Below are 15,900 nucleotides of genomic sequence, written 5' to 3'. Positions count from 1 at the left end.
GCTGTGAGCACTCCCGAGGAGCGCCTCGCCGAGCTCGGCCACTCGGTGCCCGAGGTGGCCGCCCCCGTGGCGGCGTACGTGCCGGCTGTCCGCTCGGGCGCGCACGTCTTCACCTCCGGGCAGCTGCCGATGCGCAGCGGCGAGCTGATGTGCACCGGCAAGGTCGGTGGCGAGGTCACCGCCGAGGAGGCCTACGAGTGCGCCGTGCAGTGCGCGCTCAACGCCATCGCGGCGGTGCGCGCCGAGATCGGCGAGCTCTCGCGGGTCGCGCGGATCGTGAAGGTCGTGTGCTTCGTGGCCTCCACCCCCGACTTCACCGGCCAGCCCGGGGTCGCCAACGGTGTCTCCGAGCTGCTCGGCAAGGTCTTCGGCGAGGCCGGGGTGCACGCCCGCTCGGCCGTCGGGGTGCCGGTGCTCCCGCTCGACTCGCCCGTCGAGGTCGAGCTGGTGGTCGAGGTGGCCGACGCCTGATGCGGATCCCGCTGCCGCCCGTGCCGCTGCCCGACAAGGTCGTGGCGCTCGCCGCGGAGTACGCCGACGGCACCCGCGAGCCGGTCGAGCCGCGCAACGCGGCCACCGTGATCGTGCTGCGTCGCGGTGAGACCGGGCCGGAGGCCTACTACCTGCGCCGCCAGGTCTCGATGGACTTCGCGGCCGGGATGGCGGTCTTCCCCGGCGGCGGCGTCGACCCGCGCGACTTCGACGCCCAGGTGGGCTGGGCCGGGCCCGACCCCGCGGCCTGGGCCGACCGGCTCGGCTGCGACGAGGAGACCGCTCGCGCGCTGGTCTGCGCGGCGGTGCGCGAGACCTTCGAGGAGTCGGGGGTGCTGCTGGCCGGGGTCTCCGACGGCGACGTGGTCGCCGACACCACCGGCGAGGACTGGGAGGCCGACCGGGTCGCCCTCGAGACGCGCGAGCTGGCGATGACCGACTTCCTCAACCGGCGCGGGCTGGTGCTGCGCACCGACCTCCTCGGCGTCTGGGACGCCTGGCTGACCCCGGTCTTCGAGCCGAAGCGCTACCGCACATGGTTCTTCGTCGCCGAGCTGCCCGCGGGGCAGGTGACCCGCGACGTCTCGAGCGAGTCGTCGTCGGTGACCTGGCTGCCGGCGCGGGTCGCGGCCGACCAGGCCGACGCCGGCGAGCTGGCGATGATGCCGCCGACCTACCTGACCTCGATGGAGGTCGGCACCTACGCCGACCCGGCCGCGGTGCTGGAAGCGGCCCGGGAGCGCTCGGTGCAGATGTTCACCCCGACGGTGGAGCCGCTGGGGGACGGCTGGACCCTGTCGATGCCCGACCGGCTGCGACCGCTGGTCGCCGAGCGCAGGCAGCCGTGAGCACGCCCGTCGTGGGGCCCTCCGGCTGGGCCGGCGGGTCGTTCGGCGAGCGGGCCCGCTGCGTGCTGGCGCCCAACGCCGACCACATGACCCTCGACGGCACCAACACCTGGGTGCTGCGCGAGCCGGGCGCGCGCCGCTCGGTCGTGGTCGACCCGGGTCCCTCGATCCTGGCCCACCTCGACGCGGTGGCCGAGGTGGCCGGCGAGGTCGCAGCGGTGCTGCTGACCCACCACCACCACGACCACTCCGAGGCCGCGAAGGAGTTCGCCGAGCGGATGGGCTGCGGCGTGAGGGCCCTCGACCCGCGTCACCAGCTGGGTTCCGAGGGGCTCGAGGACGGCGACGTCGTCGAGGTCGACGGGCTCGAGGTGCGCGTCGTGGGCACCCCCGGCCACACCGCCGACTCGCTGTCCTTCGTGCTGCCCGCCGAGCGCGCGGTGCTGACCGGCGACACCGTGCTGGGCCGGGGCACCACCGTGGTCGCGCACCCCGACGGCGAGCTCGGCGCCTACCTCGGCTCCCTGGGCCGCCTGCACGCGCTGGCCGAGGCCCAGGAGGTCGCCGCCATCTGGCCCGGCCACGGCCCGGTGATCGACGACGCGCTGGGCGCGATCGGCTACTACCAGGACCACCGCCGCGAGCGGCTCGAGCAGGTGCAGGCCGCGGTCGAGACGCTGCGCGCCGCCCCGCACCCCGAGGGCATCGCCGTCGACGAGCTGCCGCGGCGCGTCGTCGAGATCGTGTACGCCGACGTCGACCCGGTGCTGTGGGGCGCCGCCGAGCTGTCGGTGCGGGCCCAGCTGGCCTACCTGGCCGAGCGGCGCTGAGCGCGGCGGCGTACGAGCCAGGCGAGCCCGCCGGCCACGAGCAGACCCAGGCCGCCCAGGCCCACGGTGAGCACCCACCGCTCCTCGGACCAGGGCCAGTCGGGCGCGGGCCGGGACACGGTCGGCCGCTGCTCGGTGACCAGGTCGGTGGCCACGCTCAGCGGGCCGACGCCGCCGTCGAGCGCAGCGACGTCGCGCACCGGTCGGTCTCCGTCGACGGGGACCAGGCTGAGCCGGCCTTCGTCGCCGCTGGCCGGCGGGGTGCGCTGCACCAGGACTGCGTCGTCCACCCAGCCGAGCGGGCGCACCGACCACGAGCCGTCGCCCGGTCCCTCGCCCGATCGCGTCGACACCTCGTCACGGTCCAGGCGCACCGTGACCAGGTCGTAGCCCTCCTGGGCGCCCAGGGCCAGGCGGCTCCCGTCGGGGGCGAGCGAGGCGGCCTCGGTCGCCTCGAGGATGTCGATCGGGCGGCGCGCCGATCGGGCGCCGTCCGGGCGGTGCACCCGGACCTGCCCGCCCGTCAACACGGCGGTGGTGCCGTCGTCGTCGACGACGGTGCTGCCCCCGGCAGGGAGCCGCCGCCTGGTCCCGTCCGGCGCGACGGTCTCCGTCACCGCCTTGCTGCCGTTGAGGCCGGACGTGGTCCAGTACGACGTCTCGAAGCCGGACCAGGCGAGCCAGGAACCGGCGGGGGACCAGGACACCTGGGTGACGAGCACCCCGGCGCCGCCCTCCAGCGGCAGGTCCCGGGTCACCTCGCCGGTCGCGAGGTCGACCACCCGGATGCCCGAGGGCACGGCGGTGCCGTCGTCGGTGGCGGGCCATGCGTAGGCGTAGGCCAAGTGGTCGCCGTCGGGGGAGAGGGCCAGCGGCGGTGCGTCGCCGGGGAACCAGCTGATGGTCAGGCCGCTGGTCAGCAGGAAGTCGGGCAGGTCGAGCAGGTGGTACGTGCCGTCGGTGGCGTCGACGAGCACCGGCAGCCCGGCCCGGGTGACCCAGGCGGCGGCCACCGTCCCCGTGGCCAGATCGTCACTCACCACGTCGTCGGCCCACCGCTCCCGCTCCCCACCGGAGCCCAGGTAGGAGGGCACCTCGTGCAGGCGGTCGGGGAGGCCCAGCGACGACGACCCGTCCCCGGCGGGCTGCGGCAGCGAGCGGTCGGTGGCCCGGTCCACCAAGCCGGGGGTGACAGCGACGAGCGCGACGACACCGACGACCGCGGCCGCCCGCAGCGCCAGCGAGCGGTGGTGCCGCCGGCGTCCGCGCCGCCAGGTGTCGCGCGGCACCTCGGCGGGCGGCACGGTCTCGGCCGCCTGCTCGAGCAGGTCCTTCAGCTGCGGGTGGGTGCTCATGCGGGGTCCTCCACGAGGTCGGCCAGGTCGGGGGCGAGGACCCGCAGGCGCGCGAGCGCGTGGTGGGTGGTCGACTTGACCGTGCCGCGGCTGACCCCGAGGACGTCGGCCACCTGCGGCTCGGTCAGGTCCTCGAAGAAGCGCAGCACCAGCACGGTGCGCTGCCGGGTGGTCAGCCGCCGCAGCGCCTCGACCAGGCTCAGCCGCAGGTCGGGGTCGTGGGCGCCACTGCTCGCGGCCGGGGCGTCGTACGAGCCGAGGGCGTGCTCGCGCACCCCGCGACGGCGTCGCCAGATCGAGACCTGCTGGGTGTAGAGCGTGCGCCGCACGTAGGCCTCGGGGGAGGTCTCGATGCGGTGCCAGTGCTCGGCGGCCTTGAGTAGCGCGCTCTGGACGAGGTCCTCGGCCAGGTGCGCGTCGCCGGTCAGCAGGTACGCCGTGCGGGTCAGCGCCGGGGTGCGGGCACGCACGAACGCCTCGAAGGCGTCGTGCTGCTCCTCGCGCCGCTCGTGGCGTGACCCCATGGCTGTCTCCTCGTCCTCACCTGCTCAGACGCGGTGCAGGTCGGAAAAGGGGGCAGCCGTCGTGGACTTTTCTCGAGCAGGTGCGCTCAGCGGGCGCGGCGCGACATCCGCTCGAGGTCCATGATGACCACCGAGCGGGGCTCCAGGCGCAGCCAGCCGCGCGAGGCGAAGTCGGCCAGCGCCTTGTTGACCGTCTCGCGGGAGGCGCCGACGAGCTGGGCCAGCTCCTCCTGGGTGAGGTCGTGGTGCACGTGCACGCCGTCGTCGGCGGTGCGCCCGAAGCGGTCGGCGAGGTCGAGCAGCGCCTTGGCGACGCGGCCGGGCACGTCGGAGAAGACCAGGTCGGCCACGACGTCGTTGGCCTTGCGCAATCGCCCGGCGAGCTGGGTGAGCAGGCCGCGGGCCACGACCGGGCGGCCCTCGAGCCAGCGCAGGAGGTCCTCGTGGGACAGCGAGGCGAAGGAGGCGTCGGTGACGGCGGTGACGGTCGCCGAGCGCGGGCCGGGGTCGAAGAGCGACAGCTCGCCGAACATCTGGCCGGGGCCGAGGATGGCCAGCAGGTTCTCGCGGCCGTCGGAGGAGGTGCGGCCGAGCTTCACCTTGCCCTCGAGCACGATGTAGAGCTTGTCGCCGGAGTCGCCCTCGCGGAACAGGACGTCACCGCGGCGCAGCCGGCTCTCGGTCATGGACGTGCGCAGCGCGGAGGCCGCCTCGTCGTCCAGGGCGCTGAAGAGTGGTGCCTGACGCAGTACGTCGTTGTCCACCGGACCTCCTGTAGTGCGTGCGGGTGCTCGAGACTCGGCCGCGCAGGGCGCACGGATGTGGGCAATGCTATCCAGTGGACTTGGTCACAGGCACCATCGCCCCTGCCCGGCGCGGCGGCGCCCGCCGCGTCAGGGGTGTCGGTGCCGTCTCGTAGGCTGGCCCGGTGCCCGCCGCCGAGACCCCCACCGCCCTCGTGCGTCGTGCCCGCAAGACCCACCGGGTCCTCGCCGAGACCTACCCCGAGGCTCGCTGCGAGCTCGACTTCGACGACCCCTTCCAGCTGCTCGTCGTGACCGTGCTGTCCGCGCAGACCACCGACCGGCGGGTCAACGCGGTGCGGCCCACGCTCTTCGCGGCCTACCCCGACGCCCGCGCGATGGCCGCCGCCGACCGCGCCGTGCTCGAGGAGATCGTCGGCCCGCTCGGCTTCTTCCGGGCCAAGACCGAGTCGCTGCTCAAGCTCTCGGCCCACCTGGTCGAGCACCACGACGGGCAGGTCCCGCCCCGGCTGGTCGACCTGGTCGAGCTGCCCGGCGTCGGGCGCAAGACCGCCAACGTGGTGCTCGGCAACGCCTTCGACGTGCCCGGCATCACCGTCGACACCCACTTCGGCCGGCTGGCGCGCCGCCTGGGCTGGACCGACGAGACCGACCCGGTCAAGGTCGAGCACGCCGTGGGCGCGCTGTTCCCCAAGAAGGACTGGACGATGCTGAGCCACCGGCTGATCTGGCACGGTCGCCGGCGCTGCCACGCCCAGCGCCCCGCCTGCGGTGCCTGCCCGGTGGCGCGCTGGTGCCCGTCGTACGGCGAGGGGCCCACCGACCCCGAGACCGCGGCCGCGCTCGTCAAGACCGAGGCGCGCCGGTGACCCGACGCCGGATCGCCCCCGTCCTGGCGGCGGCGGCCCTCGTGCTCAGCGCCTGCTCGGGCGAGGACGGCTCGTTCGTCCCCGCGCCCGGCCCGGCGCAGATCGACGTCGACACCCCCTCCCTGCGCGAGGCCAAGGCCGAGGCCGGGATCGAGGACTGTCGTCCCGGTGACGGCGAGCCGGTCGAGGGCGGGCTGCCCGAGCTCGAGCTCGCGTGCTTCGGCGGAGGCCCGGCGGTCGACCTGTCGTCGCTGCGGGGGCCGCTGGTCCTCAACGCCTGGTTCGCCACCTGTGCGCCGTGCAAGCGCGAGCTGCCGGTGCTCCAGGACTTCTACGAGCAGCACGGTGACCGCGTCGACGTCCTGGGCGTCGACTTCGCCGACCCGATCACGGAGGGCGCCATGGAGCTGCTCGTCGACAGCGGCGTGACCTACCCCCAGGTCGCCGACACCGAGGGCGAGCTGGGTCTCGACCCGGTGGTGCGCGCCGTCGCGTTCCCCACCACCGTGCTGGTCGGGGCCGACGGCGAGGTCGAGGCGGTGCTGCCGATGGAGATCCGCAGCGTCGAGCAGCTCGAGGACCTGGTGGCCCAGCACCTGGGGGTCGAGCTGTGAGCGGACCCAGCGGCTCGTTGGCCCCGCTGCCCGCGTGGCTGCTGCCGGTGCAGGAGGGCGCCCGAGCGATCACCGCCGACCACCTGACCCGCTTCACCCCGCCGAGCGACGGCAGCGCCCGGCCCGGCGCGGTGCTGATGCTCTTCGCCGAGGGACCGCAGGGCCCCGAGCTGCTGCTGACCGAGCGCGCCCACGACATGCGCTCGCACCCCGGCCAGGTCTCCTTCCCCGGCGGCGGCGTCGACCCCGGCGAGAGCGCGGTGCAGGCGGCCCTGCGCGAGGCGGAGGAGGAGGTGGGCCTCGAGCCCGCCGAGGTCCGGGTCTTCGCGACCCTGCCCGACCTGTGGCTGCCGCCGAGCAACTTCGCGGTCACGCCGGTGCTCGGCTGGTGGGCCCACCCCACGGGCGTGCACATCGCGAGCAGCGCCGAGGTGCACGCCATCCACCACGTGCCGATCAGCGAGCTGCTCGACCCCGAGCACCGCGTCACCGTGCGCCACCCGCGCGGCTACCAGAGCCCGGGCTTCATGATCGGGCCCGACAACGACGTGATCCTGTGGGGTTTCACGGGCGGCATCATCGCCAAGCTCTTCGACTTCCTGGGCTGGACCCAGCCGTGGGACGAGACGCGGGTGCGCGACCTGCCGGCGCACATGCTGGCCGCCGACCCCCGCCCCACGCCGGGCCTCCTCGACATCGAGGACGAGCCCGACCGACCCCACGAGGACATCTGACGACATGAACCTGCTCGACTGGCTGCTGGTCCTCCTCGTCGTCGCCTACGCCCTGTCGGGCTACTGGCAGGGCTTCATCACCGGTGCCTTCGCCACCGCGGGCCTGCTGGCCGGCGGCCTCTTCGGCATCTGGCTCGCCCCGATCGCCCTGGGTGATGCCAACCCCTCGCTGCTGGTGACCCTCGGTGCGCTCTTCATCGTGATCCTGGCCGCCTCGCTGGGCCAGGCCACCCTGCAGTACGTCGGCGCCCGGCTGCGCTCGCGGATCACCTGGCAGCCGGTGCGCGCCCTCGACGCGGTGGGCGGCGCGGCTCTCAGCGCCGTCGCGGTGCTGCTGGTGGCCTGGGCGCTGGGCGTGGCCGTGTCGGGCTCGCGGATCGCGGGCGTGACCCCGATGGTGCGGGCCTCGACGGTGCTGGAGAAGGTCGACTCCGTCCTGCCGCAGTCGGCCGGCGGGCTGCTGCAGACCTTCAACACCGTGGTCGGCACCAGCTTCTTCCCGCGCTACCTCGAGCCCTTCGCCCCCGAGCGCATCGTCGAGGTCGGCCCCGGCTCGGAGAAGATGCTGCAGCGCCCTGCGGTGCAGCGCGCCGCCCCCAGCGTGCTGAAGATCCGGGGCGCCAACTCGTGCGGCAGCGGTGTCGAGGGCAGCGGGTTCGTCTACGCCCCCGACCGGCTGATGACCAACGCCCACGTCGTCGCCGGGGTCGACTCCCCGCAGGTGCAGACCGCCGACGGGCCGGTCGACGGCCAGGTCGTCTACTACAACCCCGACATCGACGTCGCGGTCGTCTCCTTCGACTCCGGCGGGCTCCCGGCGCTGGAGTTCGCCGACGCCGCACCCCGCGACGCCGTCGCGGTGCTGGGCTACCCCCTCGACGGCCCCTACGACGTGCGCGCCGCCCGCATCCGCGCCGAGCAGCGGCTGCGCTCGCCCAACATCTACGGCGACGGCACCGTGATCCGCGAGGTGTTCTCGCTGCGCGGGCTGGTGCGCCCGGGCAACTCCGGCGGGCCGATCGTCTCGACCTCGGGCGACGTCGTGGGAGTCATCTTCGCGGCCTCGGTCACCGACGGCGACACCGGCTACGCGCTGACCACCGACCAGGTGGAACAGGCCGCCGACCAGGGCCGGTCGGCCACCGGTGCGGTGTCGACCGGGGCGTGTGCTTAGCCCGCTGCTTGGCCCGGGTCAGGGCGGGTCGAGGCCCAGGTGAGGCTCAGGCGCTGTGCTTGCCCTTGAGCGCCGAGGGGATCTGCTTGCCCTGGGAGATGGCCTTCTCGGGCGCCCGCACCTGCTTGACCTTCTTCACGCCGACGAGCACGAGCAGCCCGGCGAGGGCGGCGTACGCGCCGAAGACGATCAGGAACGCCCAGTGCAGGGAGAGCCCCGAGCCGTTCCAGTGGATGAAGTAGGCGATCGCCACCGAGAGCATGATGACGGCCAGCACGCCGAGGAAGCCGGCCGCGGCGAAGAGCCCCGCGCCGATGCCGCCGGCCTTGACGCTCACCTTCAGCTCGGACTTGGCGAGCTGGATCTCCTTCGAGATCAGGGTGGAGATGTCGCGGCTGGCGTCGGTGACCAGACGCCCGATGGTGGGATCGGTGTCCTTGACCGGCTCGATGGCCATGCGGTTGCTCCCATGCGGTGAGTGCGGTGTCGGGCTCCGACCCTACAAGCCCGGCCCCCCACCCGCGCCGCCAGTGGGGGTGAGGCTCAGGCCGGCGGCGTCGCCGGGTCGTGGTCGCCGGTCTGGTAGACGTCGGGGATGTCGTCGTGGTCCTTGTCGACCTGCTCGGCCTCCCACAGCGACTTGTAGACGCGGTTGCGGGCGCGCAGCACGATCGAGGCGAGCAGCACGGCGAGCAGCGAGCCGACCAGGACGCCGACCTTGACGTGCTCGTCGCGCTCGGAGGAGCTGCCGAAGGCGAGCTCGCCGATCAGCAGCGAGACGGTGAAGCCGATGCCGGCCAGCAGCGAGAGCCCCACCACGTCGATCCACGACAGCTCGTCGTCGAGGTCGGCCTTGGTGAACTTCGCCAGCAGCCAGGTCGAGCCGGTGATGCCCACCGCCTTGCCGACGACCAGTCCGGTCACGATGCCGATGGCGACGGGGTCCTGCAGCGACTCGACGAGCCCGCTGAGGCCGCCCACGGTCACGCCGGCGGCGAAGAAGGCGAAGACCGGCACCGCGAAGCCGGCCGAGATCGGGCGCACGAGGTGCTCGAGGTGCTCGGCCAGGCCGGGCTTGTCGCTGTCCTCGTCGCGGCGCAGCACCGGGACGGTGAAGCCCAGCAGCACGCCGGCGACGGTGGCGTGCACACCGGACTCGTGCACCAGCACCCAGGCGATCAGGGCGAGCGGGATCAGCAGCATCCCGCGGAAGATGCGCTTCTGCACCAGCAGGGCGAAGAGCAGGATCGGCAGCAGGCCCAGGCCGAGGAAGGCCAGGTCGAGCTCCTCGGTGTAGAAGAGCGCGATGATCGTGATCGCCAGCAGGTCGTCGACGACGGCCAGGGTGAGCAGGAAGGTGCGCAGCCCTGCGGGCAGGTGGGTGCTGAGGACCGCCAGGATCGCCACCGCGAAGGCGATGTCGGTGGCCGTCGGGATCGCCCAGCCGCTGGGCCCGCCGTTGGCGGCGGTGACGTTCCAGGCCAGGTAGATCAGGGCGGGGGCGACCATGCCGCCGACGGCCGCGGCCATCGGCAGCGCCGCCCGCCGGGGGTCGCGCAGGTCGCCCGCGACGAACTCGCGCTTGAGCTCGAGGCCGACCACGAAGAAGAAGATCGCCAGCAGGCCGTCGGCGGCCCAGGTGCCGAGGCTCAGGTCGAGGTGCAGGCTGAACAGGCCGAGGTCGAGGGGCTCGGAGATCGGCTTGAAGTCGCGGATCGCCTCGTAGGTGCCCGACCAGGGGGTGTTGGCCCACACGATCGCGATGAGCGCGCCGGCGATCAGCAGCAGCCCGCCGGTGGTCTCGGCCCGCAGCACGCCCGCGATGCGCGAGTCCTCGAGGAAGCTGCCGCGCGAGAAGAGCCGCGACGAGCCGGAGGTGGAGGGCGGGGTGCTGCTGGAGTTCACGGGGGCTCCTCGGAGCGGTGGTCGGTCATGGACCAGGCCGTCGACAGGGGTCGACGGCCTCGTTGCCGACCAGACTTCCCGGCGCACCAGCCACTCATCGTAGCGGCGTACGAGCTCACCCCTCACCGCCGACCCGGCGCCAGTTCCTCGCGAGCCGGCGCCAGTTCCTCAGCATTCGAGGAAGTAGCGCCGGCTCGACAGGAAGTAGCGCCGGCTCGCGGGCAGGTGCTACTCGTCGCCCTTGTCGCTGGAGATGCCCGAGGAGATCAGGTCCATCACCGAGGAGTCGGCCAGCGTCGTGACGTCGCCGATCTCGCGGTGCTCCGCGACGTCGCGCAGCAGCCGGCGCATGATCTTGCCCGAGCGGGTCTTGGGCAGCTCGGCGACGATCATCACCTGGCGCGGCTTTGCGATCGGGCCGATCTCCTTGCGCACGTGGGCGCGCAGCTCCTCGACGATGTCCTCGCCGCCGTCACCCGCCTCGTCGCGCAGGATCACGAAGGCGCAGACGGCCTGGCCGGTGTCCTCGTCCTGGGCGCCGACGACCGCGGCCTCGGCGACCTTCGGGTGCGAGACCAGCGCCGACTCGATCTCGGTGGTCGAGAGGCGGTGGCCCGAGACGTTCATGACGTCGTCGACGCGGCCCAGCACCCACAGGTCGCCGTCGTCGTCGAGCTTGGCGCCGTCGCCGGCGAAGTAGTAGCCGAGCTTCTCGAAGCGCGACCAGTAGGTCTCCTTGAACCGCTCGTCGTCGCCCCAGATGGTGCGCAGCATCGCCGGCCAGGGCTTGGTCAGCACCAGGTAGCCGCCCGCGCCGTTGCCGACCGAGCGGCCCTCCTCGTCGACGACGTCGGCCCTGATGCCGGGGATCGGGATCATCGCCGAGCCGGGCTTGCCGTGGGTGACGCCGGGCAGCGGGCTGATCATGATCTGGCCGGTCTCGGTCTGCCACCAGGTGTCGACGACCGGGGTCCGGTCGCCGCCGATGACGTGGCGGTACCAGACGTAGGCCTCGGGGTTGATCGGCTCGCCGACCGAGCCCAGGACCCGCAGGCTCGACAGGTCGTGGCCGTCGGGGATCTCGCGACCCTGCTTCATGAAGGAGCGGATCGCGGTGGGGGCGGTGTAGAAGATCGAGACCTTCTTCTCCTCGATGATCCGCCACCAGCGGCCCTTCTCGGGCGAGTCGGGGGTGCCCTCGTAGAGCACCTGGGTCGCGCCGTTGGCCAGCGGCCCGTAGACGATGTAGGAGTGCCCGGTGACCCAGCCGATGTCGGCGGTGCACCAGTAGACGTCGTCGGGCTTGAGGTCGAAGACCGCCCAGTGCGTGTACGCCGCCCCTGTCAGGTAGCCGCCCGTCGTGTGCAGGATGCCCTTGGGCTTGCCGGTCGTGCCCGAGGTGTACATGACGTAGAGCGGGTGCTCGGCGTCGAAGGCCTCGGGGGTGTGCTCGGTGGAGGCCACGTCGACGCTCTCGTGCCACCACACGTCGACGGCGTCGTCCCAGCCGTCGGCGCCGAGGTCCTGCCCGGTGCGGCGCACCACGAGCACCTTCTCGACCGTGTGGCCGAGCTCGGCGGCCTTGGTGCGGGCCTCGTCGACGGCGGGCTTGAGCGCCGAGGCGCTGCCGCGGCGGTAGCCGCCGTCGGCGGTGACGACCACCTTGGCCTGGCAGTCCTCGAGGCGCGAGGCCAGGGCGTCGGAGGAGAAGCCGCCGAAGACCACGGTGTGCGGGGCGCCGATGCGGGCGCAGGCCAGCATCGCGACGACCGCCTCGGGGATCATCGGCATGTAGATCGCGACCCGGTCGCCGGTCTGCACGCCCAGGTCGACCAGGGCGTTGGCGGCCTGGCTGACCAGGTCCTTCAGCTCGGCGTAGGTGATGTCCCTGGTGTCGTCGACCGGCTCGCCGACGAAGTGGAAGGCCACCTTGTCGCCGCGCCCGGCCTCGACGTGCCGGTCCACGCAGTTGTACGCCGCGTTGAGGCGCCCGCCCTCGAACCACTTCGCGAACGGCGGGTCGTCCCAGTTGAGCACCCGCTCCCACGGGGTGGCCCAGTCGAGGCGCCCGGCCTGCTCGGCCCAGAACCCCTCCGGGTCGCGCTCCGCGGCGGCGTACGCCTCGGCGGTGACGTTCGCGTGGGCCGCCAGCTCGGCGGGCGGCTCGAAGCGGCGGTCCTCCTTGAGCAGGTTCGACAGGGTCTCGTCGCTCACGTCTCTTCGTCTCCTCGATCGTCGGCGTGCGGTGCGGCCGTCGTCACACTAGGACGCCGGCGGCCGGCGTGGGAACGCCCCCGAGGGCGAACGCCGCAGCGCCGGCGGGACGGGGGGGGGGGGGGGGGGGGGGCCCCCCCCCCCCCCGGGGGGGGGGGGGCGGGGGGGGGCCCCCCCCCGGGGGGGCGGGGGGGGGGGGGGGGGGGGGGGGGGGGGGGGGGGGCGCCCCCCCCCCCCCGACCGTGGGTGCTGCTCAGAGCTCGATCTCGCCCGCCTGGTGCTGGGCGACGAGCTTGGTCTTGCCGGGGTAGCGGATCTCCTCGACCAGCTCCTGCATGATCGGCGAGGGCTTCGTGGTGAACTGCGAGACCACGATGGTGACGGTGAAGTTGATCAGCATGCCGACGGTGCCGAACCCGGTCTCGGGGATGCCGAACAGGCCGTCGGAGTTCCCGTAGATGTCGATGGTCCAGATCATGTAGGCCAACGTCACCGTGAGTCCGGTGACCATGCCCGCCACGGCGCCCTTCGCGGTGCAGTTCTTCCAGAAGATGCCGAGCACCAGGATCGGGAAGAAGCTGGCCGCGGCGAGGCCGAAGGCGAGCGCGACCACCTGGGCCACGAAGCCGGGTGGGTTGATGCCGAAGTAGCCGGCCACGACGATCGCGCCGGCCATGGCGATGCGCCCGACCATCAGCTGCTTGGCCTCGGTGGCCGCCGGGTTGATCTTCTTGTAGTAGACGTCGTTGGCCACCGCCGAGGAGATCACCAGCAGCAGGCCCGAGGCCGTCGAGAGCGCCGCGGCGAGGGCACCGGCGGCGACCAGGCCGACGATCGGCGCGGGCAGGCCGCCGATCTCGGGGCTGGCCAGCACGATGATGTCGTTGTTGATGACGGTCTCGGTGGCGAAGTCGATGACGCCGTTGCCGTTGGCGTCGGTCGCCGAGACCAGCCCGACCTCCGACCAGGTGCTGAACCAGCCCGGCTCCGAGCCGATCGCGGTGCCGTCGAGGTCCTGCAGGATCTGCAGCTTGGTGAAGGCGGCCACCGACGGTGCGGTCGTGTAGAGCAGCGCGATGAAGAAGATCGCCCACAGGGCGCTGTAGCGGGCCGCGCGCACGCTCTTGGCGGTGTAGAACCGCACGATCACGTGCGGCAGCCCGGCGGTGCCGAACATCAGCGCCGCGGTGATCAGCACCATGTTGGGCATCGAGGTCTGCGTGAACGCCTCGGTGTACGCCGCCAGGCCCAGGTCCTGCTGCAGTCCGTCGAGCTCGGCCAGGATGTCGCCGAAGCCGATCTGCGGGACCGGGATGCCGGTGACCTTCGCGGAGACCGCGAACGCCGGGATCATGTAGGCCACGATCAGCACGGAGTACTGCGCGACCTGGGTCCAGGTGATGCCCTTCATGCCGCCGAGGACGGCGTAGAAGAAGACCACCGTCATGCCGATGACGACACCGGTGGTGGTGCCGACGCCGAGGAACCGGGTGAAGACCAGGCCCGCGCCGGCCATCTGGCCCGCGACGTAGACGAACGAGACGACGATCGCGGCGATGACCGCGACGAGCCGGGCGGTCTCGGAGTACCGGTCGCCGACGAAGTCGGGCAGCGTGTACTTGCCGAACTTGCGCAGGTACGGCGCCAGCAGCAGCGCCAGCAGCACGTAGCCGCCGGTCCAGCCGAGCAGGAAGACGCTGCCGGCGTAGCCGTTGTAGGCGAAGGCCACGATGCCGGCCAGGGAGATGAACGACGCGGCGCTCATCCAGTCGGCCGCGATCGCGGCGCCGTTGGCCACGGCGGGGATGCCGCCGCCGGCGACGTAGAAGCCCGAGGTGGTGCTGACCCGGCTGGCGTAGGCGATGTAGATGTAGACGCTGAAGGTGATGACCGTGAAGATCAGGGTCCAGAGCTGGATGTCGCTCACGAGTGGTGCACCTCCTGCTCGTACTCCTCCACGCCGAACTCCGCGTCGAGCTTGTCCATGCGCCACACGTAGACCGCGATGATCGCGACGAACGTGATGATCGCGCCCTGCTGGGAGAACCAGAAGCCGAGCGGGAACCCGGCGACCACGATCTCGTTGAGCGGCTCCACGAACAGGATCCCGGCGCCGAACGACACCAGGGCCCAGATCGTCAGCAGCACGGCCATCAGCCGCACGTTGCGGCGCCAGTACTCCCGGCGCTGTGCGTCATCCATCGCTTCCTCCTCGTCTCGACGGCGCGTGAGGTGGACCACACGTCAGGTCGTCGGAACGGGATGCAATCGCCGTCGCGGGGGTCGTCGCAAGAGCAAAGAGTGACTGCGGTCACACTTTGCGACGAGCGGGACGACGGCTGCGACGAGCGGCGGCCGAGCGGTGCCGGGACCCCCGTCGAGCGGCTGGTGAGGGTCGGGGTGGACCGCTCGTCGCGTCGCGGTGACCGTTCGCCGCGCGGCGTACGACGCTCGGCCGGCGCGCGCGGTGCACCCCTGCCGTGACGTGGGTCACCCGTCGTAGCCTCCCGACATGGCCACCACCAGCAGCCCTGCCACCACGACTCCCGCCGGCCGCACGCGCACGCGGGGGCGTCGGGGCGGCGAGCCGGGGCGCCGCAGCCTGCTGGGAGCCAGCTTCCTGGTGCTCTTCGGTTCGTTCATGCCCTGGGTCGACACCCCGATCGGCACCGTGCTCGGCGGGCAGGGCGCCGGACTGTGGACGTTCTACGCGTGCATGCTCGGCTTCGCCGGGGTGATGGTGCCGATGCGCGCGCTCGCGGTGGCGCAGGCGGCGCTGCTCGGCGTGGTGGCGCTCGCGCTGCCGCTGTGGCAGGTCGGGCACCTGCTGAGCCTGGTCGGCACCGCCGGCTGGATGCCCGGTCCGGGCCTGGTGCTGGTGCTCGGCGGCGGGGTGCTGGCCTGCGTGAGCGCGGTGCGGCTGCACCGCGGCCCGGTCAGCGCCTGAGCGCTCGGCGCCTGAAGGTCAGCGAGCGGTGCGGGGCGGGAGCCGGTGCAGGGTGACGTCGTGCAGCCCGCCGTCGGCGGCGAGCGCCGTCAGGTAGGTGCAGTGCGGCTGGCGGCGCCGGTCGGTGGGTGAACCCGGGTTGAGCAGCCGCAGGCCCCCGGGGGTCGTGGTGTCCCACGGGATGTGGCTGTGGCCGAAGACCAGCACGTCGAGGTGCGGGTAGTCCGCGTCGCAGCGCCTCTCGCGGCCCTGCTTGTCGCCGGTCTCGTGCACCACGCCCAGCCGCAGCCCCTCGACCTCGGCCTCGGCCACCAGCGGCAGCCGCTCGCGCAGCACCCCGTGGTCGTTGTTGCCGTGCACCGCGACCAGCCGTCGGCTGCGCTGCTCGAGCTCGTCGAGCAGCGCCACGTCGACCCAGTCACCGGCGTGCACCACGACGTCGGCCTCCTCGACCGCCGCCCACACCTCGTCGGGCAGCGCCTTGGCGCGCTTGGGAAGGTGGGTGTCGGCGATGATCAACAGACGGGTCGGCACCGGGCCAGTGTGCCGACCGGGCGGCGGGGTGAGGTCGTGAGGGGCGTGAGGCCGTGAGCGGAAGTTGACGGGAGCGACGCGGCGGGCGCACGCGGG

The 15,900-nt window shown here is 72.9% G+C and carries 17 protein-coding genes; 8 read left to right on the top strand and 9 right to left on the bottom strand.

Features of this window, described 5'->3' with window-relative positions; translation table 11 throughout:
* The first annotated feature begins 3 nt into the window (after positions 1-3).
* Genes QWJ41_RS06055 through QWJ41_RS06045 form a run of 3 tightly spaced genes read left to right on the top strand, consistent with a single transcriptional unit; the run spans position 4 to position 2,170 of the window.
* Positions 4-471: a RidA family protein gene (locus QWJ41_RS06055; RefSeq protein ID WP_302706475.1), complete on the top strand. Its 468-nt coding sequence runs from the start codon at positions 4-6 to the stop codon at positions 469-471.
* Positions 471-1,340: an NUDIX hydrolase gene (locus QWJ41_RS06050; RefSeq protein WP_302706474.1), complete on the top strand. Its 870-nt coding sequence runs from the start codon at positions 471-473 to the stop codon at positions 1,338-1,340. The genes QWJ41_RS06055 and QWJ41_RS06050 overlap by 1 nt, the downstream gene beginning before the upstream one ends.
* Positions 1,337-2,170, top strand: coding sequence for an MBL fold metallo-hydrolase (locus QWJ41_RS06045; RefSeq protein ID WP_336623278.1), 834 nt, complete (start codon positions 1,337-1,339; stop codon positions 2,168-2,170). The genes QWJ41_RS06050 and QWJ41_RS06045 overlap by 4 nt, the downstream gene beginning before the upstream one ends.
* On the opposite strand, the gene QWJ41_RS06040 is transcribed toward QWJ41_RS06045, so the two are convergent.
* The 3 genes from QWJ41_RS06040 to QWJ41_RS06030 form a co-directional block, all read right to left on the bottom strand.
* Complete coding sequence (locus tag QWJ41_RS06040) at positions 2,149-3,525, bottom strand: WD40 repeat domain-containing protein (RefSeq protein WP_302706473.1); 1,377 nt, start codon at positions 3,523-3,525, stop codon at positions 2,149-2,151. The two genes, QWJ41_RS06045 and QWJ41_RS06040, sit on opposite strands and share 22 nt — an antisense overlap.
* Positions 3,522-4,049: a SigE family RNA polymerase sigma factor gene (locus QWJ41_RS06035; RefSeq protein ID WP_302706472.1), complete on the bottom strand. Its 528-nt coding sequence runs from the start codon at positions 4,047-4,049 to the stop codon at positions 3,522-3,524. Before QWJ41_RS06035 ends, QWJ41_RS06040 begins: the two co-directional genes overlap by 4 nt.
* An 86-nt stretch (positions 4,050-4,135) precedes the next feature.
* Positions 4,136-4,813, bottom strand: coding sequence for a Crp/Fnr family transcriptional regulator (locus tag QWJ41_RS06030; RefSeq protein ID WP_179615120.1), 678 nt, complete (start codon positions 4,811-4,813; stop codon positions 4,136-4,138).
* Positions 4,814-4,977: 164 nt separating this feature from the next.
* Between QWJ41_RS06030 and nth the strand changes: the two genes are divergently transcribed.
* The 4 genes from nth to QWJ41_RS06010 are packed head-to-tail and all read left to right on the top strand — an operon-like array spanning position 4,978 to position 8,204.
* Positions 4,978-5,682 carry an endonuclease III gene (gene nth / locus QWJ41_RS06025; protein ID WP_302706470.1) on the top strand — a complete coding sequence of 235 codons (705 nt, stop codon included), beginning with the start codon at positions 4,978-4,980 and terminating at the stop codon, positions 5,680-5,682.
* A complete protein-coding gene (locus QWJ41_RS06020; RefSeq protein WP_302706469.1) occupies positions 5,679-6,296 on the top strand; it encodes a TlpA family protein disulfide reductase in 618 nt (205 codons plus the stop codon). Before nth ends, QWJ41_RS06020 begins: the two co-directional genes overlap by 4 nt.
* Positions 6,293-7,030 carry an NUDIX hydrolase gene (locus QWJ41_RS06015; RefSeq protein WP_302706467.1) on the top strand — a complete coding sequence of 246 codons (738 nt, stop codon included), beginning with the start codon at positions 6,293-6,295 and terminating at the stop codon, positions 7,028-7,030. The genes QWJ41_RS06020 and QWJ41_RS06015 overlap by 4 nt, the downstream gene beginning before the upstream one ends.
* 4 nt (positions 7,031-7,034) lie before the next feature.
* Entirely contained in the window at positions 7,035-8,204 is a 1,170-nt protein-coding gene (locus tag QWJ41_RS06010; protein ID WP_302706465.1) for a MarP family serine protease, read from the top strand.
* A gap of 46 nt (positions 8,205-8,250) precedes the next feature.
* Here the strand turns inward: QWJ41_RS06010 and QWJ41_RS06005 are convergent, their stop codons facing one another.
* The 5 genes from QWJ41_RS06005 to QWJ41_RS05985 all read right to left on the bottom strand — a co-directional run bounded on the left by QWJ41_RS06005 (position 8,251) and on the right by QWJ41_RS05985 (position 14,525).
* Positions 8,251-8,661, bottom strand: coding sequence for a phage holin family protein (locus QWJ41_RS06005; RefSeq protein ID WP_302706463.1), 411 nt, complete (start codon positions 8,659-8,661; stop codon positions 8,251-8,253).
* A gap of 86 nt (positions 8,662-8,747) precedes the next feature.
* The gene (gene nhaA / locus QWJ41_RS06000; RefSeq protein WP_302706461.1) at positions 8,748-10,109 is read right to left on the bottom strand and encodes a Na+/H+ antiporter NhaA; all 1,362 of its coding nucleotides are present in this window, start codon (positions 10,107-10,109) and stop codon (positions 8,748-8,750) included.
* 228 nt (positions 10,110-10,337) lie between these two features.
* Positions 10,338-12,323, bottom strand: coding sequence for an acetate--CoA ligase (gene acs / locus QWJ41_RS05995; RefSeq protein WP_302706459.1), 1,986 nt, complete (start codon positions 12,321-12,323; stop codon positions 10,338-10,340).
* 253 nt (positions 12,324-12,576) lie between these two features.
* Positions 12,577-14,250, bottom strand: coding sequence for a sodium:solute symporter family protein (locus QWJ41_RS05990; protein ID WP_302706458.1), 1,674 nt, complete (start codon positions 14,248-14,250; stop codon positions 12,577-12,579).
* Positions 14,247-14,525 (bottom strand): DUF4212 domain-containing protein, encoded by a 279-nt coding sequence (locus QWJ41_RS05985; RefSeq protein ID WP_179615128.1) that lies wholly within the window; start codon positions 14,523-14,525, stop codon positions 14,247-14,249. Before QWJ41_RS05985 ends, QWJ41_RS05990 begins: the two co-directional genes overlap by 4 nt.
* 310 nt (positions 14,526-14,835) lie before the next feature.
* Between QWJ41_RS05985 and QWJ41_RS05980 the strand changes: the two genes are divergently transcribed.
* Positions 14,836-15,270, top strand: coding sequence for a hypothetical protein (locus QWJ41_RS05980; protein WP_302706456.1), 435 nt, complete (start codon positions 14,836-14,838; stop codon positions 15,268-15,270).
* A gap of 18 nt (positions 15,271-15,288) precedes the next feature.
* Here QWJ41_RS05980 and QWJ41_RS05975 read toward each other — a convergent pair whose 3' ends face one another.
* On the bottom strand, positions 15,289-15,804 hold the full coding sequence (locus QWJ41_RS05975; RefSeq protein ID WP_302706455.1) for a metallophosphoesterase family protein: 516 nt from the start codon (positions 15,802-15,804) through the stop codon (positions 15,289-15,291).
* Positions 15,805-15,900: the final 96 nt, after the last annotated feature.

Origin of the sequence: Nocardioides cremeus (assembly GCF_030518195.1) — a bacterium.
GTDB lineage: Bacteria > Actinomycetota > Actinomycetes > Propionibacteriales > Nocardioidaceae > Nocardioides > Nocardioides cremeus.
This window is presented reverse-complemented; position numbering and strand designations above follow the sequence as displayed.

Coding starts and splice junctions, on each gene's coding strand:
- QWJ41_RS06050 (WP_302706474.1), top strand. CDS start 471: ATGCGGATCCCGCTGCCGCCCGTGCCGCTGCCCGACAAGGTCGTGGCG.
- QWJ41_RS06040 (WP_302706473.1), bottom strand. CDS start 3,525: ATGAGCACCCACCCGCAGCTGAAGGACCTGCTCGAGCAGGCGGCCGAG.
- QWJ41_RS06035 (WP_302706472.1), bottom strand. CDS start 4,049: ATGGGGTCACGCCACGAGCGGCGCGAGGAGCAGCACGACGCCTTCGAG.
- QWJ41_RS06010 (WP_302706465.1), top strand. CDS start 7,035: ATGAACCTGCTCGACTGGCTGCTGGTCCTCCTCGTCGTCGCCTACGCC.
- QWJ41_RS06005 (WP_302706463.1), bottom strand. CDS start 8,661: ATGGCCATCGAGCCGGTCAAGGACACCGATCCCACCATCGGGCGTCTG.
- QWJ41_RS05985 (WP_179615128.1), bottom strand. CDS start 14,525: ATGGATGACGCACAGCGCCGGGAGTACTGGCGCCGCAACGTGCGGCTG.
- QWJ41_RS05980 (WP_302706456.1), top strand. CDS start 14,836: ATGGCCACCACCAGCAGCCCTGCCACCACGACTCCCGCCGGCCGCACG.